This window comes from Paenibacillus sp. FSL H8-0260 (genome assembly GCF_045040625.1).
Classification (GTDB): Bacteria; Bacillota; Bacilli; order Paenibacillales; family Paenibacillaceae; genus Paenibacillus_AQ; species Paenibacillus_AQ odorifer.
In genome coordinates this window covers 1,976,546-2,001,885 of the sequence record NZ_CP150298.1, presented here as the reverse complement: position 1 = coordinate 2,001,885, position 25,340 = coordinate 1,976,546, and the positions used below count along the sequence as shown (strand labels likewise).

Below are 25,340 nucleotides of genomic sequence, written 5' to 3'. Positions count from 1 at the left end.
GAATTCACTACTTTTGAGACAGCTTCTTTTATTATAAAGATTATAATAGCAGGAATCTTATAGATCGAAGTACAAGGCGTATTCATGTGGATGAACACGAATGGCAACCTCTTGTGCTTCAGAACGTTTCAGAGCAATATAGTTATCGATGAAGTCCTTAGTAAATACGTCGCCTTCTGTTAGGAACTCGTAATCAGCTTCCAAAGAATCAAGCGCTTCGCTCAGGCTGCCTGGAACGCTGCGGATTTTTTCTTTATCTGCATCAGACAATTCATAGATGTTCTTATCCAGAGGACCATAACCCAGTTCTTGCGGGTTGATCTTGTTCTTGATTCCGTCCAGACCTGCCATCAGCATTGCGGAGAATGCCAAGTAAGGGTTAGCTGTGGAATCCGGTGTGCGGAATTCGATACGACAGCCTTTTGGTGTCACAGCTGCTACCGGGATACGAACTGCTGCAGAACGATTTCCTTTGGAGTAAACCAAGTTAACCGGTGCTTCGTAGCCAGGAACCAGACGTTTAAAGGAGTTGGTGCTTGGGTTAGTCAAAGCGATCAATGCTGGTGCATGGTACAAAATACCACCGATATAATGAAGAGCCATTTCGCTCAGGTTAGCATAAGCGCCTTTTTCGTAGAACAAAGGAGTGTCTCCGTCAAAGATGGATTGATGCACGTGCATTCCGCTACCGTTATCACCGAACAGCGGTTTTGGCATGAAGGTTGCTACCTTGCCATACTGACGTGCAGTGTTTTGTACAATATATTTATAAGTCATGAGATTATCAGCAGTTTTCTTCAAGGTATCAAAACGGAAGTTAATTTCCGCTTGACCTGCAGTGGCTACTTCATGGTGATGACGTTCAATGCGTAGTCCAACTTCAGCGAGCAGACGGCACATTTCACTGCGGATATCCTGTTGGGAGTCAACTGGTGCTACAGGAACATATCCACCTTTAACGCCAACTTTAAATGCCAAGTTGCCGCCCTCTTCTTTACGACCCGTATTCCAAGCCGCTTCTTCAGAATCTACGAAGAATGAGGATCTGTTCATGCCACTTTCGTAACGAACATCGTCAAAGATAAAGAATTCTGATTCAGGCGCGAAGAATGCAGATGTACCTACTCCGCTTTTTTGCAGGAATTCTTCTGCTTTCACAGCAATACCGCGAGGATCGCGCTCATAACGTTCGCCATCAGGAGTGAAAATGTCGCACATCACGTTCAGCGTTGGATGAGCTGTAAACGGATCTATGAATACACTATTCGGATCAGGCATCATAACCATGTCTGATTCTTCAATACCACGGAAACCTTTGATGGAAGAACCGTCGAATGCTACCCCATTTACAAAAGTTTCATCTTCCACTTCAGAAGCTGGCAGAGAGATGTGGTGGGCACGACCACCTAAATCTACGAATCGAAAATCTACCCACTCGATATTGTTCTCTTTAATTGTTTGCAACACTTTTTCAACCGACATGAATTTTTCCTCCCCCAAGTTCCGAACATTAGGCCGCTCACAGTATGCAAATGTTCTTGTTTTAATTTTTTTTGCTGTCGTAATTATAAATCTCATACCTAACATCGTCAATGCTTATGTCAGGTATTTCTTTCAGCAATGTAAGATATTCTAACGCTTTCGTGAAATCTGTTATTTTCGCATATTTCCATGTCACATTTATTTTATCCAACTCCAAAAAAACCCTCTTTTCCCACTAGGTCGCGGGTTAAGAGGGCTTCCGAGGAAGCTATTAGATTAAATTTTATAGGACCGAAACCGCTTCTGGCGAAGTTGAAAACTTACGTCCAACAATTGGAGCCAGCTTTTCCAGATCCTTAAGCAGGTTATCAAACTGATCAGGGAATAACGATTGAACACCATCACCTGTCATGGAATTGTCCGGATCTGTGTGCATTTCAATAATTAGACCATTTGCGCCAGCAGCAACAGAAGCTTTGGCCATAGGCTCAACTAACTCACGACGACCGGTTCCGTGACTTGGATCAGAGATTACTGGAAGATGGCTTAAGCTTTGTAGCACAGGAATAGCCGATAGATCCAGCGTATTACGAGTGTAGGTCTCAAATGTGCGAATACCGCGCTCACAGAGCATAACATCCTTATTACCGCCTGCCAAAATGTACTCCGCTGCATTGAGCAACTCATCGTAGGTCGCACTGAAGCCACGTTTTAGAAGAACAGGTCTGCCACAGGTCCCCAGCTTGCGCAGCAAATCAAAGTTCTGCATATTCCGTGTACCCACCTGCAGAATATCCGCATGCTCCGCACAGATATCAACATACTCTGGTGTCATAACCTCTGTAATGGTCAACAGCCCATGACGCTTTCCTGCTTCAGCCATCATAGTCAAACCTTCCACACCTACGCCTTGGAAGCTGTACGGTCCTGTACGGGGCTTAAACGCGCCTCCACGAAGTACCTGTGCACCAGACGCTTTAACAAGCCGGGCGATCTCATCAATCTGCTCTGGAGACTCAACGGCGCAAGGTCCGCCCATGATCACCAGGTTTTCTCCACCAATCTTCACACCCTTGATATCAATAATCGTATCCTCAGGATGGAAATCCCGGCTGGCCAGCTTGTAGGATTTGGAGATCTTCACGACGTTCTCTACACCCTTCATTTGCCGCAAATGCTCGGCGAGCTTAGGAGTGACGACTCCCACTAAACCTATCACCGTGTGATCTGCTCCTCTGGAGAGATGCACCTGCAAACCTTCTTTTTCGATTACGGCAATTATATCTTTAACCTGCTCTTCCGGTGTTTGATTTGATGTAATGACGATCATATTTATAACTCCCTCTCTACACTTAAAATTTATAATAATTCCGCTAAATACTATCGCGCTACGACGCGTGTTCGCTTTTAAGCTTTTATGCTTTTAATCACTAAAGCAATTTTACCTCAAAAAACGATTATAGTCAATCTATATTCTAGATTCCTATGCCGGAAGCGTTCTTTCGATAAAAAAGAGCACTTAACCTCGACTGACGAAGTTAAGCGCTCTTGTTGCAGCGTTCATAATATATAAGTTCGAGCCTAGCCCATTACATTAAGTAGTACTTGCACTCTTATTCTTAACCGGTGGCAGCAGCTTCGCCATATTCACTGTACGTTTGATCTCCCACGTCTCCGGATTAGCCGAATCATACTGATCTAAGTAGTTAATCACTTCTTTGGTGATAGGTGTAGGTGTGGATGCGCCAGAAGTGACCCCGACGATATTTACACCCTCTAGCCATTCTGTTTGGAGTTCAGACACATCAGAAATACGATGGGCAGGAACCCCAGCAATTTCTTCCGACACCTGTGCCAGACGATTGGAGTTGTTGCTTCGCGGATCACCGACAACAATCACCAGATCACATTGCCCCGCTTGTTCCGCCACAGCCTCTTGACGTACCTGGGTAGCCATACATATCTCATTATGCACTTCAGCACCTGGGAAGGTCTCTAGAAGCTTTTTCATGATGTGTTTAATATCCCACTGGCTCATAGTAGTCTGATTCGTAATGACAATACGTGAAGAAGAGATGGATAACGTAGCAATCTCATCTTCTTTTTCAATTAGATGCACATGCTCAGGGGCAATACCCACAGCACCCTCCGGTTCCGGATGGCCTTTTTTGCCGATATAAATGACCTCATAACCGTCATCTACTTTTTCCTGAATAAGATCATGGGTCTTCGTGACATCAGGACAGGTAGCGTCGACCGTAGTTAGACCCTTGTCCCTAGCCATCTTGCGTACCTCAGGAGAAACCCCGTGTGCAGTGAATATGACGGTCCCACTATCCACTTTATCCAGAATATCCAGACGATTATGTCCGTCCAAAGTAATAATGCCATCATCTTCGAACGAATTCGTGACATGACTGTTATGAACAATCATACCCAGTATATAAATCGGCCGGGGAAGATCGAGATTTTGCGCAGCCTGCCGTGCCATAACCATTGCATCGACAACTCCGTAACAATATCCCCGGGGAGAGATTTTAATGACTTCCATGAGTTCACCAGCTTTCTGCTTTCATTGACCTCTGTATTAGGACACTTCTAAATTATACCCTATTCCAGCGGCGGAGCAAAGAGAAGCGGCAACCAGATGACAAAAGTGGTCCCCTCACCTTGGCGTGTAACAACCTCCACAGACCCACCATGCTCGTCAATAATCCACTTAGCAATGGATAAGCCAAGCCCAATCCCTTCCGTAATTCCACGCGATTCATCTGCACGATAGAAACGGTCAAAGATATATGGAACCTCATCTTTATCCATACCAATCCCTGTATCAGTGATCCGAATGCCAATCTGATTCTGATAGAAGAGGGTATCCAAACTCACGATGCCTGAAGGCGTGTACTTAAAGGCATTATCAATAAAAATAAAGAGCATTTGCTGTAGATAATCTTTATTCCCAACTATATATTTGCCATTTAAGACTGACATATCACCTGTAACCCACTCGGCTTGACGGGGCAGGAAAGAGGCGCGGCGCGCAATCTCATTCATCATCGGTTCCAGTGCCACGGGCTCTATATCAAAAGTACGTCCAGTATCCGCACGCGCGAGCGAGAGCATATCCGCTACCAAGCGGCTCATACGCTTAGACTCGTCTGCGATATCCTGCACCGATTCAAGCGATAGCTGGCGAATCTCAGCTTCACTCATCTTCCCTTCTCCGGGTTCCATCTCCCAAACCTTTTGCAGCAGATCAATATTTCCGCGGATCGTAGTGAGCGGTGTCCGAAGCTCGTGTGAAGCATCTGAAACGAAACGGCGCTGAGCCGCATACGAATCCTCCAGCTCTGTGTAGAACCCTTCCATACGCCCAAGCATACTGTTAACGGTCTCAATAAGTCTTCCTATCTCGTCTGGCGGCCCATCGTATTCAATCCGCGAGCTTAAATCATTCCCCGTCTGAATCCCATTCGCAGCTTCAATTACTTTGCCGATTGGACTCATGGATTTGCGCGCAAGGAACAAACCGAAGGTAAATGCCGCGATCAGGGTAGCAAAAGAACCTACGAGTAGTATATTTTTTAAACGCTCCAAGAGCTTGTCTTCCGAATTTGACGGTGTTGCCACCTGCAGAAGGGCCACAGGACTCTTATTCAAGTCATATATCGGTATCTGATAAACCATCAAATGATATCCGCCAAGCGTAGTCTGTTTGAACCCGTGAGCTTTATCAATATCTTCCAGTTTCGGAACATCGAATTGGATATCTAGATAATGCAAGTTCTCTGACTTTTGCAGGTTCTCATTATTATAGATATAGGTTTGCACCAAAATATTAGCTTCCTCCAGTTTGTTGCCGAAGAAGGGGTTTATGCTCACACTTTGCAATGAACCGTCATACGCCCAGTTAGGATTGAGATTGGTTACAAGCTGCTCACCCTGTTTTTGTATACGATCCTTCAAGTCCCCATAAGTATTAAAATAAACAAAACCGTAAATTGCGGCTGATAAGGCCAGCAGCATAACGGCCAAAATCCCTGAATACCAAGCAGTCAGCCGCAATCTTATAGACATGTTAGTTGTCACCTCTTAGAATGTAACCGGCACCCCGGATCGTTTGAATGAGGCGTTTACCGCCATGCTCCTCCGTCTTTTGACGTAGCATAGCTATGTATACCTCAAGCACATTAGATTCACCGCTATAATCATAACCCCATATTTTATCCATGATCAGATCCCGTGAAAGCACACGTTTCGGATTTTGCATAAAAAGATGAAGCAGCTCAAATTCCTTCGCTGTTAGCTCCAGTCTTTTACCGGCGCGGGTAACCTCACGTGAATCCACATCCAGCGTAATATCTTCATAAGAAACCGCTTGCTCTCCACCTTCGTTTTGCTCACTCTTACGCCGAAGCAGCGCACGTACACGTGCAAGCAGTTCTTCCAGCGCGAAAGGTTTAACCAGATAATCGTCCGCACCCAGATCCAGCCCTTTTACACGGTGCTCAATTTCATCCTTCGCGGTAAGCATGAGAACAGGAACATTACTGCCCCCTTCCCGCAAGCGGCGACATACTTCAAAGCCATCCACCTGAGGCATCATTACATCCAAAATTACCACATCCGGATCACTGCTCAAGATTGCCCGTAATCCATCCGCTCCATTCACCGCTGTTTTCACATCGTAACCTTCAAAAGCTAAACCTCTACGCAGCATAGAAATAATCTTTTCGTCATCATCAATAATTAGAATATTCGGTCGCATCAAGCAGCCCCCATTGTTCAGTTCTTTTTATATATTGTAGCAGTTTACATCACAATTAGACAAAAACGGAAGGGTCGCCCCTTCCGTGTGACTTACCGTCCGGTATTATTGCTGCTGACTTTGTTGTGTAGTCGTTGTATCAAAATCATTTTTGTTACCGATGGTTACTGAGAGATCCATGGTTTTACCGTCGCGCACAACATTTAATGTTACTTTGTCACCAACTTTTAACGTTTGAATGAAAGTAATCAGATCTTGGTTGGTTGCATACTTCGTTCCATTCGCACCGGTAATAATATCGTAAGGGCGCAGGTCAGCGGTATACGCTGGGGATTTATAGATGATATCTGCAACCACAGAACCTTCTTTAATATCCGTACCCATTTGCTTAGCAACCTCATCTGTAATCGTCATAAGAGTTGCACCAATGAAAGGTACCGGCTCTTTCGGAATGGCTTGGTTGGCTTCCAGCTTATCTACGACTTCTTTAATCGTATTCACAGCGATTGCGAAACCAATACCTTGAGAATCCGTGCTGACGGCTACGTTCATCCCAATTACCTGCCCATTCATGTTGAGCAGCGGCCCACCTGAGTTACCCGGGTTGATAGAAGCGTCGGTTTGCAGCAGGTTTTTGTAATTACGTGTTCCACTGCCATCTTCTTCGTTAATATCAATACTGCGTCCTTTTGCACTAAGAACACCGGAAGTTACAGTATGATCAAAGCCTTGTGGGTTACCGATAGCAACCACTTCTGAACCTACCTTTATGCTATCCGAATCTCCCAGTGCTACTGTAGGGAAATCACTATCTCCTTCAATTTTAAGCACAGCCAAATCCAGATCTTTGCTAGAACCTAGCAGCTTCGCTTCATAAGGCTTGGTTACGCCATCCACGGTGACTTGGATTACATCGGCATTGTCAATTACGTGCTGGTTGGTCAAAATATAGCCGGATTTCTCATAAATGAAGCCTGTTCCAATTCCATAAGGGATAAGCTGTGATGAAGAATCCGAGCCTGATTTGGAATCCTGTTCATTTTGGGAAGAACCATTTCCACTGTATTGATCCCCGAAGAAAAATTGTGAGAAGGGATCACTCAGATTCGGGCTGGATGAGCTTCCATTACGCGAATTAGATTTAACTAGTGTCTCAATCTTAACAACTGCTGGTCCCACCGCATCAACAACACCTGTCACATCACGAGATCCAGTCACCAAGGATGTAGTAGAAGTAGAAGGCGCAACACCTGCACTTTCGCCCGTTGTCTTCGCCGTTCCATTCGTTCCGGAGCTAGCAACCGTTGTAGCTGTATCTCCCGTAAACCAGTTACCTCTGTCTGCCATATACATTGAGCCCGAGAGAACGACCATACCGGCTAGGAATGATACCAGCACTGTTTTTAACGAGCTTTTTGGTTTTTTATTATATTGCCAGCCGCCGCCACCTTCAGAACCGCCACCGCCATTTCCTCCGCGGCCACCACCATTGCCATCATAGCCAGTGGTGCGAAGCGATGTGTTATAAGGTAATGGCTTTACAGGCTGTGGAGGTGTAACCTCGACACGTTCTGGCTCCATCCGATTGTAGTGTTGTGCGCCGCCGTCAGCGTTATTCTCATCTTTGTTCAAAGATTTAAAAGGTCCGTAAGAATAGTAGTATGATGATGATCCTGCTTCAGATGAATTATTATTATTGCTGCTATTGTTATTATTGTCCCATTCCCGATCTGGTGCTGGTCCATTGTCGCGATTGAAGTTGTTTTTGTTATCGTCCATGTTTATCTTTCCTCCTGCTTCCTGTCGCCGTGACAAGGATTAATTTGTTTTCATGTTCTTATTTTGTACTTTAAACCTTAAGGTCACATTAAAAACAATTTAAGCGCAGATAAAAGATATAGGCAAATGGGAGGAGATTAGGCAGGAAAGTAAAAAAAGAAGCTCGGGCGCGAAAAACATCGCGGCCCGAGCTTCTAAAACCATTTCAAATAGTAATGCACCTTAGTCTACAAGTCCTACCCCTGAGCCCAGCCCTTCCGATGAGCGTAAATAGCCAACTGGGTACGGTCATCAAGCTCGCATTTCATCAACAGATTGCTGACATGCGTCTTCACTGTCTTGATACTGATATGCAGCTCCTCACCGATATCCTTATTGGTCTTGCCCTCAGCTATAAGCAGCAGGACTTCCTTCTCACGCTCTGTTAAACCGGAGGAATCACCTTGCACGGTGCGCTGGCGAATACCACGGGTCAGCGCCTGTGACACATCACCCGTCATGACTGGCATGCCGCGGTAAGCCCCTTGCAATGCGTAGATTAACTCTTCTGCCGACACTGTTTTGAGCACGTAGCTGACTGCACCAGCCTCTATAGCATCTACAACAAGATCATCCTCCAGGAAGCTGGTGAGGATCACGATCTTGAGGCCAGGAAATTCAGCCAGCACTGCTCTTGTGGTCTCGGCACCATTCATCACTGGCATCATCAAATCCATCAGCACGAGGTCAGGCAGACCTTCATGTCCACCAGCACGCAGCATCTCCAGCGCCTCTTGTCCATTCGCCGCCTCACCGATGACCTCGAATGTAGGCTCCAGCATTAGATAAGTTTTGAGGCCCATCCGTACCATATCATGATCATCTACGAGCAACACTTTTATGACACTCATGCTCTACTCCTCCTCGTCCTGTGTATCTGTTCCTAACGATCTATTCTGCTCTAATTCTGGGTTCCCTTGAACAAACTTAGGAATATGTACACGGATCGTCGTTCCCGCACCCTTGCGGCTAATAATCTCCACTTGCCCACCCAGTTTCTCCGCCCGTTCGCGCATGGTGGTGAGACCGTAGGAGCCTTGTTTTTGCTGCACATGTTCAAAACCTTGACCGTCATCACTGATACTCAGCACAACTTGTCTTGATCCTTCACGCAGCGATAGACTCACCAGTCTAGCCCCGGCATGCTTCACGATATTCGCCATCGCCTCTTGAATAATTAGGAACAGCTGATGTTCGATTGCTTCCGATAACTCGCCCTGAAGTTCGAGCTCCTTCATTCCTTTTAAGCCATTCTGGCGGCAATAATCGGGAAACCATTTTTCCAGCGCCTCGAACAGATTTCGACCTTCCAGCTCCACCGGACGCAGTTGTGCAATTAATGCTCTCATTTGTTTTTGTGCCATCTGAGACATTGTAATCAACTGGTCCATGACCATTTGACCTTGAGCTTCATTGACCTTCAGCACTTTAGGCAGCGAAGAAGCCGACATATGGATGGCAAAAAGCTGTTGGCTCACCGTATCATGCAGATCCCGGGCCATACGCCTTCTTTCCTCCAACACCGCACTCTCCGCTGCCTGTTCCTTCTCAATAACCTCTTGTTCACCCAATCGCTGTAGAAGCTGCATCTTATTCTCGACCGTATCCATCATGACATTAAACTCGTGATACACTCGGGCAAAAGACTGATCGTCACTTTCTGGCATCCGCACGGACAGATTTCCTTTGGCGACCTGCAGCATATTCAGATCCAGATGATCAATCCGGCGCTGAATCCGCTGGCCTGCCATATAGCCGATAACTACGGTGAACAACACAATCCCGAGACATAAGTACAGCCACATCCGATAATCCTTCACTTCGATATAACCAAGGCAAGTGCCTGCATACATCAATCCTGCACTTACCGCTCCAGTGAGCAAAAAGTAAAACAACAGCAACCATTTGGTATTACTGAAGATTGTCCCCATCTAACCCACCGTTTTAACTTTAATGTCACCTATAAATGCACTTACATTTATACGGACTTTTTTGCCTGCTTCTTTATAATAAGGAGTCTTGCACTGTACACTGCTCATAAACCCACTGCGAGACTGATCCAGAACTTCCATATCCCCGATAAAAGAACTGCTGTTCACCGAGATGCCAAGATCCATATCATTCGGAATGTACACTTTAATGTCGCCTATAAAAGCGGAAATATTAATCCTCGTTTCGCCATAAGCAATCTGTGCATTCGTCAGATCCAGTACGGTATCGCCGATAAACTGCGAGATATTCGTGTTCTTCAGTTGGAAATGCTCGCGCCCCATATGGACATCTCCGATAAAAGCAGAGCGATTGGTCGATTCCTTTTGATTATTTGATTCATGGAATTCCTCATGCCATTTACCATGTCTATGAGCATGACGCTCATGACGTTCCTGACGTCTGCGCTCGTGTCGTTCCTGCTTCTCTTGCCAACGTGCTTCAGCGCTGGACTTATAAGATCCTGTTTCGTCCTCATCGTCTTCTTCATCTTTTTGAAGATAGTCCTTCCAGTCGCGTTGACCAGAAGCCTTGCCAAATTTTTGCTCAAATTGTTCATCAAGTGTGGAATCCAGTGGTTTGGGCGGCTCCACATCTAGTGAGCTTTTTCCTGAAGGAAAGTGATCTGGTGGTGACGATGGAGCTGGTGGCACAGGTGGTGGTACTGAACCGCGTGGTTTAAAAATCACATAAAGTCCGCCGCCAATCAACATAACTGGAATGAACATTTTGAAAAAATCCCCGGCTGAAATATCGAACCAATCTAAATTCCGTCCAAGGAAAAACACTCCGATCGCCAGAAAGAAAAAGCCGCCGATAGGTGAAGAACCTTTGGATTGTCCATCCCCTGTACCTAAAAGCCGGTTCATTCCCATTAGGATCAAAATTACCGGCCAATAATTCGAAATCAGGTAACCTAAGCTGAAATCAGTGTAACCTAATTGTCTCAGTAGAAACATAGCTCCAATCCCTATCAGGATCAGGCCGCCTAAAACCTGGCTGGTGAACCTTCTTTTCATCATTCATTTCCCCTTTAAAGTAGTGGAACGCTCTCTTCTTCAATCTTATAGCCTTAGTCTACAGGAATGAAGTACTGAGAAACAGCGGCGAGAGAAGGAACTTCCCCTCAGTCTCTAGACTGAGATGAATGGGATAAAATTCTATTTACTTCATTATATATGAAAAAAGACTGTCCCTCAGTAATTAACTGAATTGGACAGTCTCTTTTTTTAGCAGTCTTCTGCTTCAGTCAGCGCATTATTGTTGCGGTTTCTGAGCTGGTTTAGAAGTATTTCCACTTTGCTTAGTAGCGCCGTCATTCTCAACAGCAAACTCAGCATTGTATTTTTCATTTGGTGTTTTGTAATTTTCTTGTACTTTAGATTTCTTGTTATTGGCCACGGAATTCACCTCCTTTTCTCTTATGCAGCATAGAATATGCTTACTAAGAGAACATCTCGGAAGAGGCAATTGCTTTGCCCCAGTCCGTATTATGGCAAGGTGATGTCACTATTATGCATGACCAAGTGAAAATAAGTTCAATCCCTTTAAATGGATTCTTCGAGCATGGATTGCGGTACTGCTTTGTAAGTCTCAATCGCTTGGCTCAGCTTCTTCAGCATGACTTCCGTACAAGTCCCGTTACCACGCTTAATGAGTTGAACTACAACTGATTTTTTGCCCCATTCCTTATACACCTGTTTCGTAGTAGCAAAATACAGATCAATCTTCCGCCCTTTAATAGCCGAGCCCGTATCAGCAACTATGGCATATCCATAGCCCGGTATATAAAGAATACTCCCCAGCGGCAAAACCTTAGGGTCAGCAGCAATGGTTGAGACTGTATTTTTGTCTCTGCGCACTTTTACCCCTGAATAGGTAATTCCATATTCGGGATGTTTAGATGTTTTACCTGTAGATTCATAACCCGCAGTATATCCAGTCGCCATCACTTTCATTGAAGTAATGATCTGGTCTTCCGCAGGTGCGGCTACAGGAATAGAATTTGGTAACTGTTTGGAAGATCCGCTGCCACCGTTTGTTTTAGTGGTTGGAGCTTTGGTGCTCTGCGGTGCCTTCGTCGCTGCTGGTTTATTTTTTGTTGTTGCAGGTAATACAGGTGCGACGGAATGCGCCTCGTTTGACATAAGTGTGGCACGGCCAGTCGCAAGAATGACCTTATCATCTGTAGTTCTCATAAACACAGAATTAGCCTTGGTATATTGCAACTCGTTCGATAGCGTTTTGTTAATACCCGTGTGCTGTAAAGTGTCTCCTGTCCCAATGGCCCCTACTGCCTGTTGCTTAGATTCTGGAATGATTCCAGCAGCGGTCAATAGCAAAACGATGGTGACAAAAAGACACCAAAACCTCTGAAATATGCCCATTTTGTTCATGTGAAAAACCTCCCCCTTATTAGCGAAGGTTTCCCGATTCACAAAATTTTATACATGAAGATCAGAAGTTGATCCTCATTGGCATATAACAGAGGTCTTATTTAGACGTAATTTTGGTGTTGTTAATTACAAGAAATTAGGAGATCACACGATCAGCAATTTCCTGAGACAAGAGCTCAATCACTTCTTGAAGCGGCTTAGCTCCGATGTCGCCTTCCCCGCGTTTACGGATGGAGACCGTCTGAGCGTTCATCTCATTCTCGCCAACGACGAACATGTATGGCAGTTTCTCAAGCTGAGCTTCGCGAATCTTATAACCCAGCTTCTCATTGCGGAGATCTGCTTCAGCAGAGATACCACGGCGACGCAGCTTGTCTGTAACTTCCTTGGCATAATCGTCGAACGCTGTCGATACAGGAATTACTTTAACCTGCTGTGGAGATAACCAAAGCGGCAGCGAGCCCGCAAAGTTCTCTAACAGGAAGGCAACAAAACGTTCCATTGTACCCAAGATTCCGCGGTGTAGAACGACTGGACGGTGTTTTTGACCATCATCGCCGATATATTCCAGTTCAAAACGTTCAGGCAGCAAGAAGTCGATTTGTACAGTAGACAGAGTCTCTTCTTTACCTAATACAGTCTTAATTTGCACATCAAGTTTAGGACCATAGAATGCAGCTTCGCCTTCTGCTTCGTAGAACGGCAGTCCAGCTTCCTCTACAACCTCACGCAACATCCGCTGTGCAGTTTCCCACATTTCGTCATTCGCATAATATTTCTCAGTATCCTTAGGATCACGATAGGACAACCGGAAACGGTAGTCATTAATACCAAAGTCACTGTATACCTGTTTAATCAATTCGATTACACGAATGAACTCGCCTTTAATTTGGTCTAGACGGCAGAAAATATGGGAGTCATTAAGAGTCATCGAGCGCACACGGTGTAAACCAGTCAATGCGCCTGACATTTCATAACGGTGCTGGATACCAAGCTCAGCAATACGGATCGGCAGATCACGGTAGCTGTGCATCGAGCTCTTATAAATCATCATGTGATGCGGGCAGTTCATTGGACGAAGAACAAATTCTTCATTGTCGATAGTCATCTTAGGGAACATGTCCTCTTGATAGTGCTCCCAGTGTCCTGAAGTTTTGTACAGCTCAACATTACCCAGAACTGGTGTGTATACATGCTGATAGCCAAGACTTGCTTCCAGATCTACGATATAACGCTCCAGAATACTACGCAATTTAGCACCCTTAGGCAACCAGATTGGCAAACCTTGTCCTACCAATTGATTAAATGTAAAGATTTCAAGCTCTTTACCAAGCTTCCGGTGATCGCGTTTCTTCGCTTCTTCAAGCAGACGAAGATGCTCATCAAGCTGAGCTTTTTTAATCCAAGCTGTGCCGTATACGCGTTGAAGCATCTTATTCTTGCTGTCGCCGCGCCAGTAAGCACCGGCTACATTCATCAATTTAAAGACTTTGATCTTGGCAGTCGACGGCACATGCGGTCCACGGCATAGGTCGAAAAATTCACCTTGTTCATAGATAGAAATCACGCTATCTTCAGGCAATGCCTCGATCAATTCCAGTTTGTAAGGATCACCTAGCTCACCGAAAATTTCAAGGGCTTCCTTGCGGCTTACTTCTTTGCGCACGATCGGCAGGTTCTCCGAAATTATGCGGTCCATTTCCTTTTCGATTTTGAGCAAATCTTCAGGATTTAGAGGATGTTCCAGATCCATATCGTAGTAGAAGCCATCTTCAATGACCGGACCTACACCAAGCTTAACTTCTTTTGTTCCGAACAAACGTCTAACCGCTTGAGCCATCAAGTGAGCTGTACTGTGACGCATAACCTCCAGACCTTCAGGTGAATCCAAAGTTACGATCTCTACCAGTGCGCCCTCTTCAAGGGGAGTAGATAAATCTACTACGATACCGTTCAATTTCCCCGCTGCTGCATTTTTGCGCAGGCCACTGCTAATAGAAGCTGCTACATCATCAATACTGCTACCCTCTGCGTATTCACGGACAGAACCGTCCGGAAGCTTAATACTTACTGACATTGCTAATTCCTCCTTCATATAATTAAGCCTAACGGCCCTTTAACCTTTGCGGAACAATAACATCCACGCACACAAAAAAACGCCCGTCCCGCAAAGGGACGAGCGATTACACCCGTGGTTCCACCCAAATTCGATTCTCTCTAGCCTCCCTTGAAACCTCAAGCGGAGCAAAGATAGAATCCTTCGTAAGCATGGAGTAACGACCATGAACCGGCAGCTCTTACTATCCCATTGCAGGGAATTCAAAACCGCAGCTACAAAGGGGTAAATCGAAAGCAGGATGCCGGAGGAAATTTCAGCCTAAGTTTCCTCTCTCTGAACGGTCCAGAACAATCAACTCATATCTTCGTCAATGCTGTTAACGTGAATTATGGAGTAATTATAAATCTGTCCTCTCTGACAGTCAAGTCAGAAAAGGGTCCAAAATGATAGAAGCTCAGGCAGAAGACACACATAAGGACTGTTCTGGCAGCCAATACATGGATGCTGAAACAGCCCTTCTATGGTTATTCCTCTCGCCGTTTTTTTTCAGGTAAGCGGCCTGCACGTTTCAAAGACTCACGCAACAAGTATTCGATATGTCCGTTTACGCTGCGAAATTCCTCTCCCGCCCATCGTTCCAGCGCCTCATGTAATTCCGGATCAATCCGCAGTGGAAAGCTTTTCTTGGCCGCCATGATGCACCGCCTTAGTACAACGAGCCGGCGTTAATGACCGGACTCGCTCCGCGCTCCGACACGATCGCAACCATCAGATTATTAATCATCGCCGCTTTGCGTTCCTCATCAAGCTCAACCACGCCACTCTCTTTAAGCTGTTTAATCGCCATATCGACCATGCCCACGGCGCCTTCAACAATGATTTGACGAGCGGACAGAATTGCAGATGCTTGCTGACGTTGCAACATTGTACTGGCAATCTCTGTGGAATAAGCCAAGTGTGTGAGCCGGGCTTCAATGACCTCTACACCAGATATCGACAAACGTTCTTGCAGCTCGGTTGCCAATTCTTTAGCAATCTCATCTGCGTTGGCCCGCAGGGACATGCCCGATTCATTGAAGTTATCATACGGGTATTTACTGGCCACATGACGCAGCGCTGTTTCACTTTGAATTTCCACAAACGCCATATATTTATCTACATCAAAAAGCGCTTTTGCAGAGTTAATTACCTTAAATACGATAACTGCAGCAATTTCAATCGGATTACCTTCCACATCATTAACCTTCAGCTTGACACTGTTAAAGTTACGTACGCGGAGGGAAACCGTCTTGCGCAAACTGAACGGAATGACTGCAAACAAGCCACTTGTAACGATAGTCCCTACATATTGCCCGAAAAAGGTAACTACAACCGACTTATTGGGCTGCACAACCGTAACACTTGTACATAATACCCCAGCTACAACGAACAGAATGACTGGCACTGCGACATACTCTTGAACCGCACCATAAATTCCCCCAGCTAAACAAACTGCAATTAAGGCGAGAACCCAAAATCCACTGATAGGACGAAGCGTTTTCTCTTTCATAAAAGCACCCCCACTAGATATTCTTTTGATATGATTATGATATCACTTTTGGATAATAATGTGAATGGGTAAAAAGAAATAAAAATAATTTTATGCTCACATTTATATAAAACTTCGTTAAAAGGCGTACTCCACACCAACCCTCGTTTGTGTAGTTAACATTAGTTCATAGTGTTCGTATACATCTGCTCTATCGGACACTGATGCTCTTATACGCCACATTTTCCGATTTTCCCTATGCTATCGGACCCCACAGTCGCTATTGCACTAAAAACCAGCCTATATGAGGCTCTTTTAAAGGAATAGCGTCGCTGGGGTCCGAACCCCGACTCAAGAAGCGCTGAATTTGCAATTAAGGTCCACTGAGTCCGTACGCCTAGCGGATGATATAACAAGCGAAGATTCAGATGTGTTCTGCAATAAGGCTTACTAATGATCGTAATCCTAACCTTACAAAAAAACGCTTGATGCTCAGTAATCCACTTAAGGATTAACAAGCATCAAGCGTTGATTAATAATTAATATATATTAGTTCTGCATTACAAAATCATTATCAATCTTCGCATTAGGATCATCGAACACCCGCAGAATATCATAACGTGTATTCCGCTGTGCTGGAACTTTGCCTGCTTCGCGAATCAGCTGAGTAATCGACTCGATGTTTACCTTATAAGTCGCACCCGCTGAAGATACTACGTTCTCTTCAATCATTGTGCTGCCGAAATCGTTGCAGCCATATTGCAAGGAGAGCTTGCCGACTTCTGGCCCCATAGTGACCCAAGAAGATTGGAAGTTCTTAATATTATCCAACACAAGGCGGCTGATCGCTACCGTCTTCAGATATTCCTCAGGCGTTTGTCTGTCCAGCTTCAGGTTGGTATTGTCCGGCTGGAATGTCCATGAGATAAAGGCCAAGAAACCTTCAGAATCATATTTGTTGGCAATACACTCATCCTGAGCCTCACGTACACGTAGTAAGTGCAAAGCTCGTTCTTCCATACTTTCTCCAAGCCCAATCACCATTGTTGCTGTTGTATTCATACCCACTTTATGTGCTGTCTGCATTACATCCATCCACTCGCGCCACGAGCCTTTTAGCCGGCTGATTTTGCGGCGTGTACGGTCATCAAGAATTTCTGCGCCTCCGCCTGGCAAGGAATCCAGACCCGCAGCATGAATTTCACGAACCACTTGTTCCAGTGGTAATCCTGATACTTCTTTCATCTTCATAATCTCCGCAGGAGAGAAGGAGTGCATTGTAATCTCAGGGAAACGTTGCTTAATTCCGCGCAGTATATCTGTATAGTAGCTAAATGGAAGGTTAGGATTAGTTCCACCTTGCATAAGAATTTCTGTACCATTAACAGCAATCGTTTCAGCAATTTTTTGATAAATCGTTTCATCTGGCAGCACATAGCCTTCATCCGAGCCTGGTCTGCGGTAAAAAGCACAAAAACGGCAGTACACATCACATACATTCGTATAGTTAATATTACGGCCAATTACAAATGTGGCTAACGGGTCCGGATGCCAGCGTTCCATAATAGTGTTTGCAGCAGCACCCATTTTCTCAATTTCGTTGCTCTCGAATAGTCGGATGGTATCTTCCAATTGGAGACGGTCACCCCGCAGGGCTTTATCCAAAATAAGATCTATCGTACTCATCGTTCGCATCCTCCTTTTAAACCCTTAGGGATATGGTAGATTCACAAAATCACAAGAAAAATAACGTTGTCGTCCTTTAGAGATAACAACCGTTTCTCGTAGTAACATAAGGATAAAGTACAGTATGTAACTTATACCTTATATTTTAATAAATGAACAGTTCATTTCCTCATCGTATCACAATCTGAACAGCTTGAAAAACTTTTTACTTTCTTAGCAAGATACCATCCAGCAGAAAGAGTCCTTACATTGCTGCCTGCACCCGGTGAATCAAAATTCCTGGAGGCTGCCGGACACAGATGACGTTATTAGTTAGTATTTAGCCTTTGGAGCATAGTTATGGACTCCAGCGACGCTATTCCTTGACAAGAGACTCATGAAGGCAGGTTTTTAGCGCAATAGCTGCTGTGGAGTCCGTTAACATTCCAAATGTGTAATAATGCTGTGTCTAAGGTCAGCTGTGTCCAATAGCAAAAAGTCCAAAAAGAAGAGCTATCCCAGCAGCCAATTCCCGGCTTATGAGACAGCTCTATTTCATCCTGCGTCCAACACCAGCTCTAAATCAACGTTGAGATAGATCCTCGATATTTTCCAGCAATTCGGTGCCGATCTGGGTTGCCGTTACTTTTACTTCGTTTCGATTTCCGCCCGCGCAGCCTCCAAAGCATGACCAAGATCAGCAATTAGATCCTCCGCATGTTCAATGCCAACCGAGAAGCGCAGCAATCGATCATCTACACCCACCGCATTCCGAATTTCCACAGGAATATCGGCATGCGTCTGTACTGCAGGATAGGTCATTAGCGATTCAACCCCGCCGAGGCTCTCCGCGAAGGCAATAAGCCGGATATGACGAAGCAGAGGTTCTACGTATCTGGCATCTTTTAATTTGAAAGAAAAAATTCCGGTATTGCCCGAGGACTGGCGATTCTGGATTTCATATCCCGGATGATCCGGCAGGCCTGGGTGGAACACTTCCGCAATCGCCGGATGCTCTTGTAGATAGCGGGCAATTGCTAGCGCATTACTCTCGTGCCGTTCCATACGCAGGGCCAGTGTCTTCATGCCTCTCATCAGCTGATAACTGTCTGTTGGCCCAAGCACAGCGCCAATAGAGTTATGTAGAATCGCTATTTCAGCGGATAATTCAGCCCCTTTAGATACAATAAGACCAGCAAGAACATCATTGTGTCCGCCCAAATATTTGGTAGCACTATGGACTACAATGTCTGCACCTAATTCCAGAGGACGCTGGAAAAATGGAGTCAGCAGTGTATTGTCTACAATTGTGAGCAGCCCATGATGACGGGCCCAAGTAGCTACGGCCGCAATATCCGTAACCATCATCAAAGGATTCGTTGGCGTTTCAATAAATATCGCCTTCGTATTTGGAAGACGTGAAGCCTCAAGCGCATCCAAATCATTCGTGTCTACATAGGAAGCAGTGATTCCAAACTTGGACATAATTCGTTCCAACAAACGATAGGTCCCGCCGTAAAGATCCAGCGAAACGATCAAGTGATCGCCTTGCCCAAACAGAGTAAATATGGTTTGAATAGCTGCCATCCCAGAACTACAGGCAAAACCTGCATCACCAGACTCCAATTCCGCAGCCGCATTCTCTAGTACGGAACGGGTTGGACTTTTGGTACGGCTATAATCGAAACCTGTGCTCTGCCCAAGCTTCGGGTGACGGAATGCCGTAGCATTATAGATAGGAAAATTAATGGCTCCGGTAGCCGGATCTTCTTGTGAACCTATTTGTGCCAGTCTGCTTTCAATCCTAAGTTTGTCGTCCATGATAAATGCCTCCTAAATTGTAATGTAGCGCTGATCTTAATAAACAATCGGGTCGATATCGTAAGGTGTCTCTTGATATACATAGTAATTGAGCCAATTAGAGAATAATAAGTTGGCATGTGCACGCCACACTGCAGGAGGTGTTCGTTCTGGATCATCTTTAGGGAAATAGTGTTTCGGCAAGGCCATCTCCATGCCCCTCTCCAAATCACGATCATATTCCCATTTCAAGGATAATGGATCGTATTCGGAATGTCCGGTCACAAATATTTGTTTGCCGTCGGTCGTAGCTACTAGATACATACCAGCTTCTTCGGATTCCGCCAGAATCTGCAGATCTGGATTGCTCTCAATATCTTCGCGGGAGACATCGGTATGACGGGAATGCGGTACATGGAATACCTCGTCAAAGCCGCGCAGCAATTTAATGTTATTTTGATTAATCGTATGGGAGAATACTCCAAAACATTTTTCAGGCAAAGCCACTTTACGAACACCAAAATGATGATACAACCCTGCCTGTGCCGCCCAACAGATATGCATGGTCGAGGTCACATTATCCTTGCTCCATTCAAAAATCTCTTTTAGCTCTTCCCAATAGGATACTTCCTCAAACTCCATTTGCTCTACGGGTGCTCCTGTAACAATAAGACCATCCAAACGGCGGTGGCTGATCTCGTCAAAAGTTTTGTAAAAGCTTCTCAAATGCTCAGCAGAAGTATTCTTAGAAGTATGTGAGCGTGGATGCAGCAAGGTAACGTCAACTTGTAGCGGTGAATTTCCTATTAAACGCAGCAATTGAGTCTCCGTCGTTTCTTTAGTCGGCATGAGATTCAGAATAGCAATCCTTAGTGGGCGGATATCCTGATGGAAAGCCAAACTATCATCCATCACAAAAATATTTTCACCGGATAGTATTTCTTTTGCTGGTAAACTGTCGGGAATTTTAATTGGCATTGTCTTTCCACTCCTTAACTGTATTTAGGTTATGTTGTCACATCGCGGCTTTCTGAACAATAAAAAGACCTTTCTCGGAAAACGAGAAAGGTCATATCTACAGTCATATGCGCCTCTCTCATCTGCCAGAAACTTTTGGACGAGGTTAGTCGTCAGCAAAGTTCCGCAAGAATTAGCACCGTGCGTTCACACGCCGGTTGCCGGGTTTCATAGGGCTAGTCCCTCCACCTGCTCTTGATAAGATTTAGCTGTATTCAATTAAATTTCTTTAAAATTTACTTTAAATCATGAACCTCCTTTTCGTCAAGTCCATACAATGCTGAAGTAGCCTCAAAGTAACAATAAATTTGCTTGAAAGAGGCATACTCCGTTGTTATACTAGACAAGTATTTCATACCTGAACGAAAAGAAGAGGTGAGAAGAAGAATGGAAGGCGACCCGAGCTCGCAATTAAGTGTACAGAATGAGCAACCACACAGGATAATCATCAGCTTGCCGGCGGCGGGAGCAGTTCTTCTTCATGCCCTCGAATCGTCATTCGGCCTCTTGTATTGATTGTAACGCCGGCCAAGCTGATTTTTTTCTCTGTGCTTAATTAGCAGTCCCTGGTGAAGACCCGGGGATAGAAGGAGTGGAATCAGATGAAAATCCGGCTGGTGAATGCAGGGGTTTTTACACCTATTGATGAAATTGATGAAACATTGACACCCCCAACAGAAGGGTTCTATTGGATTGATGCAGATGTGGAGGATTTGGAGCTGCTTCAGCCCCTGTTCAACCTGCATGATCTCGCTGTTGAGGATTGCCTTAGTGAAGAGGATCAACGTCCAAAGATCGAAATATACGAAAGTCATTACTTTATTGTTGTAAACAGCATCCGCTTTGATGATGAGGAAATCTTCCTGCGGGCGCTCAATATATTCTTGGGCAGACATTATATTATTACTGTAACGAAACAAAAGATTCACGAGCTACGCGTACTGAAGCCCATGTTATGGGAACAAGAGGTTAGCGAACCCGACCAATTCCTTTACCTGCTTATCGACCTTGTCGTAGATAATTATTTCTCCGTAGGTGACCGAATTGAAGCCCGGATTGAGAAGCTTGAAGAGGATATCCTAATGCATACCAAGAAATCTCATCTGAGTGAGATTATCGGTCTGCGAAGTGAGATCTTATGGTTAAAGAAGATGCTGGGACCTCAGAAAGAGGTTATCAATACCCTGAATAAAAAAGACCTCCGTCTGATTGATGATCAGCTGCAGAAATACTTTAGCGACATTTATGAAAATGCAGTTAAAATATCCGAAACCTTTGAGACGTACCGCGATCTCATGGGCAACTTACGTGAGGCCTACCAATCCAGTATCGCCAACCGCGCCAATGAAATTATGAGAGTATTTACCGCGATTACAACGATATTCATGCCTTTGACCGTAATTACCGGAATCTATGGGATGAACTTTGATCATATGCCGGAATTGCATACGAAATACGGTTATTTTGCCGTTATAGGTCTAATGTTGACGTTAGGCTGTGGGATGCTGTATGTATTCCGCAAGAAAGAATGGCTATGAAAATAAACGGACGAATAGGCAAGACGAAGGCCCTTTAACCCTATGGTGTAAGGAAGCCTTCGTCTTTTTGATATGATAAAAAAGCTACTAGAAACTGGTCGCCATGCCCACTTTAGGAGCTTGCTCCCGCCGGAAACGAATGCGGATCAGCCGCAGACGTTCATAATAGCTATCCAGCCCTTCTGCTGCTGAAAAATCCTCCCCATACACCTTATGCAGCACTGGCTTTAGAAAAAGATCTCCTACCTCTGCATAGGCATTCCATATCGCCTCCTGCTCATTCTGCGGCACATTTTTCAGTTCTACCTCGATCAATTTCTCCACGCAATAACCTTCTCTTTCCAGCTCCTCTACCGTCTCAATCAGTTCGCGACGGTTCACTCCACTGTTCACCTTAAGCTGTTCTAACCCTAACCCATTCTCGATCCCTTGCAGCAGAATTCGCCGTAATCGCAGTCTTTCTAGCTGTTTCTTATATTTGACCTCTTTCTGTTTATAGAGCCAGGATACAAAAGAATCCTCCTCAATTTCTTGGTGTACCCAATTCAAAGGAAAGGAATGTTCCCTTGCAGCCGTAGAGGTTATAGCCAACCAATCCGTGCCATATTGGGCTGCCTTTCCTTCCCCTACACCAGGGATCTGCAGCAGCTCCTCTGGTGTATGCGGCAAGAAAGTGCTTATCAAACGTAACAAACGATTGCTGGCAAGAATGTAAGGGGCTTTCCGTTCACTAGAAGCTCGGCTGCGGCGCCAAGCACATAACTCCTCATAAATAGCTTCGTTCCCATTATATTCACTGTAATATTGCAGCCTTAGCTGCTCCTGATTACGCCCGGTAAGGCCGTCTTCTTCATGAAATACGCCATCAATCAACGGCCGATAGCCATCCCCCATCTTCACCGCCAGCTCATGCCTGTAAACACAAAGCATTTCATTCCATGAACCACCCGCGTACCACAAATGCTCCTGTGTTTCCTCACCGCCTGAAAAATCACGCCAGCCCAGGCTCCACACTCCTTCTTCCTCTCCAATCCATAGCTGAGCGAACACCTCTTGATCCACCCCGGATATTCTGGATAAGCGATTCATAAATACAATTTGCATATTCATCCCTGCCTTTCTAGTCTTCAGCAAGCACTATACCTACCGGTCTGAGCTACTTATTCGCTGATGTGAATCCCACACTGTCAGACTCGGAAAACGCAAAAAAGCACCACTCTCACGATAAACGTGAAAGAGGTGCTCCCTCATTAAATGCTATACTGTTAGATCCTACAATACCATATATTTCCTAACAGTCAATATCTTTTTATACTAGTTCCTTGCCAAAGCTAAAGTTGCCAGTCCAATCGCACCTGCAAGTCCTGCATTATCTCCAAGCTGCGGTGGCACAACATAATTATCGATGTCGGTATTGAGCGCTGGATGCTGAACATAACCCTTCAGCAGCTCCTGCAGCTTGGTACGAATTAGCGGGAACAAGTGGCTTTGCTTCATGACACCACCGCCCATTACGATTTTTTCGGGAGACAGAATCAACACGTAATTCATAAGTGCATGTGCAAGATAATGAGCTTCCATATCCCAAGCTGGATGGTCAACAGGCAGCTCGCCTGCTGGTTGTCCCCAGCGTTTGCCAATCCCCGGACCTGCGGCTAACCCTTCAAGGCAATCGCCATGATAAGGGCAGTAGCCCTCAAACGTGTCCTCTGGATGTCTGCGAACTAGAATATGTCCCATCTCTGGATGAGACAATCCATGCACCATCTGACCTCCAACTACTGCTCCCGCTCCAATGCCTGTCCCAACCGTAATATAAAGGCAGCTGTCCAGACCTTTAGCCGCTCCCCATTTACTTTCCGCAAGCGCTGCACCATTCACATCCGTATCAAAACCGATCGGCACGTTAAATTGCTCAGCCATTGTACCTACCAAATTATATTGTCCCCAGTGAGGTTTTGGTGTCGTTGTTATGTAACCATAAGTAGGGCTGTCCAGCACGGGATCAATCGGTCCAAACGATCCAATACCAAAAGCTTCTACATTCTTCCCATTAAAATAGTCGATTACGAGTCCCATCGTTTCTTCCGGTGTTGTTGTCGGAAAGCTAACTCGGTCCAGAATGGTACCGTCCTCATAACCAATTCCGCATACAAACTTCGTTCCGCCTGCTTCAATCGCTCCCAATAACTTCATAGCAACTATCTCCCTTCTCCATTAAGCAATAATCCGCCATCCAGTTTGAAAATAAAAATTAATATAAAATAAAACAATCAACAGCCCTTATTATACGTTGGATGAAGCGCTATCACAATAATAAAACTCCCTTCATGCTTTTTTGCATGAAGGGAGACTCTCCTTAACCCAGATCACCTAACTCAATCTGTACAATTCCCCGTTCGTCCTGCACCTCAGCGATCAAATGCATCAGGCTGCCAAATTCCAGTTCTTGAAATTTACGCGCGGCTGTTTCCCGTTGTAATTGCCATAAAGCTTCCGCCAGCTCACAGACCACAGGCACATCACAACGGATTTCAGCCAGCTCTCTTGATAGATGCAGCATATCAAGGTCGGCTTCAATTTTGGACCGTACACCTTTAGGGAGCAAGTGAAGATTCTCAATTACACCTTCAACTGTACCGTATTCCGTTAACAGCTTCAGCGCGGTTTTCTCACCAATCCCTTTTACACCAGGGTAATTATCACTTGTATCGCCCATAAAGCCCTTCAGGTCAATAACCTGTCTAGGGGTTAGACCTTTATCCTCAAGCAATTCTGCAAGGTCATAAACTTTATAGTTGGAGCGTCCTTTTTTCATAATGACGACCTTAACATTCTCATCAATAAGCTGCAGCATATCATGGTCACCCGTCAGAATGTAAACCTCAGAATTATCGCTGTAACAGGATGCTAGCGTACCAATGCAATCATCTGCTTCATAGCCGGCAAGACCGATGTTTGGCACACCTAGCTCAGCCACTACTTCTTTTACTAGATCAAATTGCGGAATTAATTCCAGCGGAGCTTCGATCCGGTTGGATTTGTATCCATCATATTTCTCGGTACGGAACGTTCCTTTACCCATATCCCAGCAGCATACGACATGAGAAGGCTCAAACGTACTTACTGCATCAAAAAAATACTGCAAAAATCCATATACCGCATTCGTCGGTAAACCTTCTTTTGTCTTGCGAATATATCCTCCATAAGAGGTCGCATAAAAGGCCCGGAACAGCAGAGCCATTCCATCTACAAGCATTACCCGGCCCGTTGTATCTGT

21 protein-coding genes and 1 riboswitch are annotated in these 25,340 nt (G+C 45.1%); of the genes, 1 reads left to right on the top strand and 20 read right to left on the bottom strand.

The window, feature by feature from the left end; genetic code table 11:
* Positions 1-57: 57 nt before the first annotated feature.
* From glnA to metA, 17 genes are all read right to left on the bottom strand, one after another.
* A complete protein-coding gene (gene glnA / locus MHI51_RS08555; protein WP_036684454.1) occupies positions 58-1,482 on the bottom strand; it encodes a type I glutamate--ammonia ligase in 1,425 nt (474 codons plus the stop codon).
* A gap of 283 nt (positions 1,483-1,765) precedes the next feature.
* Positions 1,766-2,812, bottom strand: coding sequence for a 3-deoxy-7-phosphoheptulonate synthase (aroF, locus tag MHI51_RS08550; RefSeq protein ID WP_339247457.1), 1,047 nt, complete (start codon positions 2,810-2,812; stop codon positions 1,766-1,768).
* A gap of 264 nt (positions 2,813-3,076) precedes the next feature.
* Positions 3,077-4,033, bottom strand: a complete 957-nt coding sequence (locus MHI51_RS08545) for a 4-hydroxy-3-methylbut-2-enyl diphosphate reductase (protein WP_076126427.1) — start codon at positions 4,031-4,033, stop codon at positions 3,077-3,079.
* A 59-nt stretch (positions 4,034-4,092) separates the two neighbouring features.
* Positions 4,093-5,559 carry a cell wall metabolism sensor histidine kinase WalK gene (locus MHI51_RS08540; RefSeq protein ID WP_076126425.1) on the bottom strand — a complete coding sequence of 489 codons (1,467 nt, stop codon included), beginning with the start codon at positions 5,557-5,559 and terminating at the stop codon, positions 4,093-4,095.
* A 1-nt stretch (position 5,560) separates the two neighbouring features.
* Positions 5,561-6,250, bottom strand: coding sequence for a response regulator transcription factor (locus MHI51_RS08535; protein WP_076126423.1), 690 nt, complete (start codon positions 6,248-6,250; stop codon positions 5,561-5,563).
* Positions 6,251-6,355: 105 nt separating this feature from the next.
* A complete protein-coding gene (locus tag MHI51_RS08530) occupies positions 6,356-8,029 on the bottom strand; it encodes a S1C family serine protease (RefSeq protein ID WP_076126421.1) in 1,674 nt (557 codons plus the stop codon).
* 236 nt (positions 8,030-8,265) lie between these two features.
* Positions 8,266-8,919, bottom strand: a complete 654-nt coding sequence (locus tag MHI51_RS08525; RefSeq protein ID WP_036684464.1) for a response regulator transcription factor — start codon at positions 8,917-8,919, stop codon at positions 8,266-8,268.
* Positions 8,920-8,922: 3 nt separating this feature from the next.
* Positions 8,923-9,999: a sensor histidine kinase gene (locus MHI51_RS08520; protein WP_076126420.1), complete on the bottom strand. Its 1,077-nt coding sequence runs from the start codon at positions 9,997-9,999 to the stop codon at positions 8,923-8,925.
* The gene (gene liaF, locus MHI51_RS08515) at positions 10,000-11,079 is read right to left on the bottom strand and encodes a cell wall-active antibiotics response protein LiaF (RefSeq protein ID WP_305954112.1); all 1,080 of its coding nucleotides are present in this window, start codon (positions 11,077-11,079) and stop codon (positions 10,000-10,002) included. It lies immediately after the preceding gene.
* A 235-nt stretch (positions 11,080-11,314) separates the two neighbouring features.
* Entirely contained in the window at positions 11,315-11,458 is a 144-nt protein-coding gene (locus tag MHI51_RS08510; protein WP_156113077.1) for a hypothetical protein, read from the bottom strand.
* 146 nt (positions 11,459-11,604) lie between these two features.
* Positions 11,605-12,204: a 3D domain-containing protein gene (locus tag MHI51_RS08505; protein WP_175618916.1), complete on the bottom strand. Its 600-nt coding sequence runs from the start codon at positions 12,202-12,204 to the stop codon at positions 11,605-11,607.
* A 385-nt stretch (positions 12,205-12,589) separates the two neighbouring features.
* Positions 12,590-14,530, bottom strand: a complete 1,941-nt coding sequence (gene thrS, locus MHI51_RS08500; protein ID WP_076135889.1) for a threonine--tRNA ligase — start codon at positions 14,528-14,530, stop codon at positions 12,590-12,592.
* A 506-nt stretch (positions 14,531-15,036) separates the two neighbouring features.
* Positions 15,037-15,207 carry a toxin-antitoxin system HicB family antitoxin gene (locus MHI51_RS08495; protein WP_405173765.1) on the bottom strand — a complete coding sequence of 57 codons (171 nt, stop codon included), beginning with the start codon at positions 15,205-15,207 and terminating at the stop codon, positions 15,037-15,039.
* 11 nt (positions 15,208-15,218) lie between these two features.
* The gene (locus MHI51_RS08490) at positions 15,219-16,061 is read right to left on the bottom strand and encodes an SPFH domain-containing protein (protein ID WP_076218318.1); all 843 of its coding nucleotides are present in this window, start codon (positions 16,059-16,061) and stop codon (positions 15,219-15,221) included.
* 528 nt (positions 16,062-16,589) lie between these two features.
* Entirely contained in the window at positions 16,590-17,726 is a 1,137-nt protein-coding gene (gene mqnC / locus MHI51_RS08485; RefSeq protein ID WP_076184682.1) for a cyclic dehypoxanthinyl futalosine synthase, read from the bottom strand.
* Positions 17,727-18,353: 627 nt separating this feature from the next.
* A complete protein-coding gene (locus MHI51_RS08480) occupies positions 18,354-19,526 on the bottom strand; it encodes a PLP-dependent transferase (RefSeq protein ID WP_076103991.1) in 1,173 nt (390 codons plus the stop codon).
* A 36-nt stretch (positions 19,527-19,562) separates the two neighbouring features.
* Positions 19,563-20,483, bottom strand: a complete 921-nt coding sequence (gene metA / locus MHI51_RS08475; RefSeq protein ID WP_076126410.1) for a homoserine O-succinyltransferase — start codon at positions 20,481-20,483, stop codon at positions 19,563-19,565.
* Positions 20,484-20,598: 115 nt separating this feature from the next.
* Positions 20,599-20,727, bottom strand: a riboswitch (SAM riboswitch).
* 397 nt (positions 20,728-21,124) lie between these two features.
* Here metA and corA point away from each other — a divergent pair.
* Complete coding sequence (gene corA, locus MHI51_RS08470) at positions 21,125-22,060, top strand: magnesium/cobalt transporter CorA (RefSeq protein ID WP_036684479.1); 936 nt, start codon at positions 21,125-21,127, stop codon at positions 22,058-22,060.
* 87 nt (positions 22,061-22,147) lie between these two features.
* Here the strand turns inward: corA and MHI51_RS08465 are convergent, their stop codons facing one another.
* The 3 genes from MHI51_RS08465 to MHI51_RS08455 form a co-directional block, all read right to left on the bottom strand.
* Positions 22,148-23,164 (bottom strand): HRDC domain-containing protein, encoded by a 1,017-nt coding sequence (locus tag MHI51_RS08465; RefSeq protein ID WP_076219947.1) that lies wholly within the window; start codon positions 23,162-23,164, stop codon positions 22,148-22,150.
* 210 nt (positions 23,165-23,374) lie between these two features.
* Entirely contained in the window at positions 23,375-24,256 is an 882-nt protein-coding gene (locus MHI51_RS08460; RefSeq protein ID WP_051491338.1) for an ROK family protein, read from the bottom strand.
* 163 nt (positions 24,257-24,419) lie between these two features.
* The gene (locus MHI51_RS08455; RefSeq protein ID WP_076126491.1) at positions 24,420-25,319 is read right to left on the bottom strand and encodes a 5'-3' exonuclease H3TH domain-containing protein; all 900 of its coding nucleotides are present in this window, start codon (positions 25,317-25,319) and stop codon (positions 24,420-24,422) included.
* Between the last annotated feature and the right edge of the window lie 21 nt (positions 25,320-25,340).

Bases quoted from the DNA above. Each gene is read 5' to 3' on its own strand.
- glnA (WP_036684454.1), bottom strand. From the start codon at position 1,482: ATGTCGGTTGAAAAAGTGTTGCAAACAATTAAAGAGAACAATATCGAG.
- aroF (WP_339247457.1), bottom strand. From the start codon at position 2,812: ATGATCGTCATTACATCAAATCAAACACCGGAAGAGCAGGTTAAAGAT.
- MHI51_RS08545 (WP_076126427.1), bottom strand. From the start codon at position 4,033: ATGGAAGTCATTAAAATCTCTCCCCGGGGATATTGTTACGGAGTTGTC.
- MHI51_RS08540 (WP_076126425.1), bottom strand. From the start codon at position 5,559: ATGTCTATAAGATTGCGGCTGACTGCTTGGTATTCAGGGATTTTGGCC.
- MHI51_RS08535 (WP_076126423.1), bottom strand. From the start codon at position 6,250: ATGCGACCGAATATTCTAATTATTGATGATGACGAAAAGATTATTTCT.
- MHI51_RS08530 (WP_076126421.1), bottom strand. From the start codon at position 8,029: ATGGACGATAACAAAAACAACTTCAATCGCGACAATGGACCAGCACCA.
- MHI51_RS08525 (WP_036684464.1), bottom strand. From the start codon at position 8,919: ATGAGTGTCATAAAAGTGTTGCTCGTAGATGATCATGATATGGTACGG.
- MHI51_RS08520 (WP_076126420.1), bottom strand. From the start codon at position 9,999: ATGGGGACAATCTTCAGTAATACCAAATGGTTGCTGTTGTTTTACTTT.
- liaF (WP_305954112.1), bottom strand. From the start codon at position 11,079: ATGATGAAAAGAAGGTTCACCAGCCAGGTTTTAGGCGGCCTGATCCTG.
- MHI51_RS08505 (WP_175618916.1), bottom strand. From the start codon at position 12,204: ATGTCAAACGAGGCGCATTCCGTCGCACCTGTATTACCTGCAACAACA.
- thrS (WP_076135889.1), bottom strand. From the start codon at position 14,530: ATGTCAGTAAGTATTAAGCTTCCGGACGGTTCTGTCCGTGAATACGCA.
- MHI51_RS08495 (WP_405173765.1), bottom strand. From the start codon at position 15,207: ATGGCGGCCAAGAAAAGCTTTCCACTGCGGATTGATCCGGAATTACAT.
- MHI51_RS08490 (WP_076218318.1), bottom strand. From the start codon at position 16,061: ATGAAAGAGAAAACGCTTCGTCCTATCAGTGGATTTTGGGTTCTCGCC.
- mqnC (WP_076184682.1), bottom strand. From the start codon at position 17,726: ATGAGTACGATAGATCTTATTTTGGATAAAGCCCTGCGGGGTGACCGT.
- MHI51_RS08480 (WP_076103991.1), bottom strand. From the start codon at position 19,526: ATGGACGACAAACTTAGGATTGAAAGCAGACTGGCACAAATAGGTTCA.
- metA (WP_076126410.1), bottom strand. From the start codon at position 20,483: ATGCCAATTAAAATTCCCGACAGTTTACCAGCAAAAGAAATACTATCC.
- corA (WP_036684479.1), top strand. From the start codon at position 21,125: ATGAAAATCCGGCTGGTGAATGCAGGGGTTTTTACACCTATTGATGAA.
- MHI51_RS08465 (WP_076219947.1), bottom strand. From the start codon at position 23,164: ATGCAAATTGTATTTATGAATCGCTTATCCAGAATATCCGGGGTGGAT.
- MHI51_RS08460 (WP_051491338.1), bottom strand. From the start codon at position 24,256: ATGAAGTTATTGGGAGCGATTGAAGCAGGCGGAACGAAGTTTGTATGC.
- MHI51_RS08455 (WP_076126491.1), bottom strand. From the start codon at position 25,319: ATGCTTGTAGATGGAATGGCTCTGCTGTTCCGGGCCTTTTATGCGACC.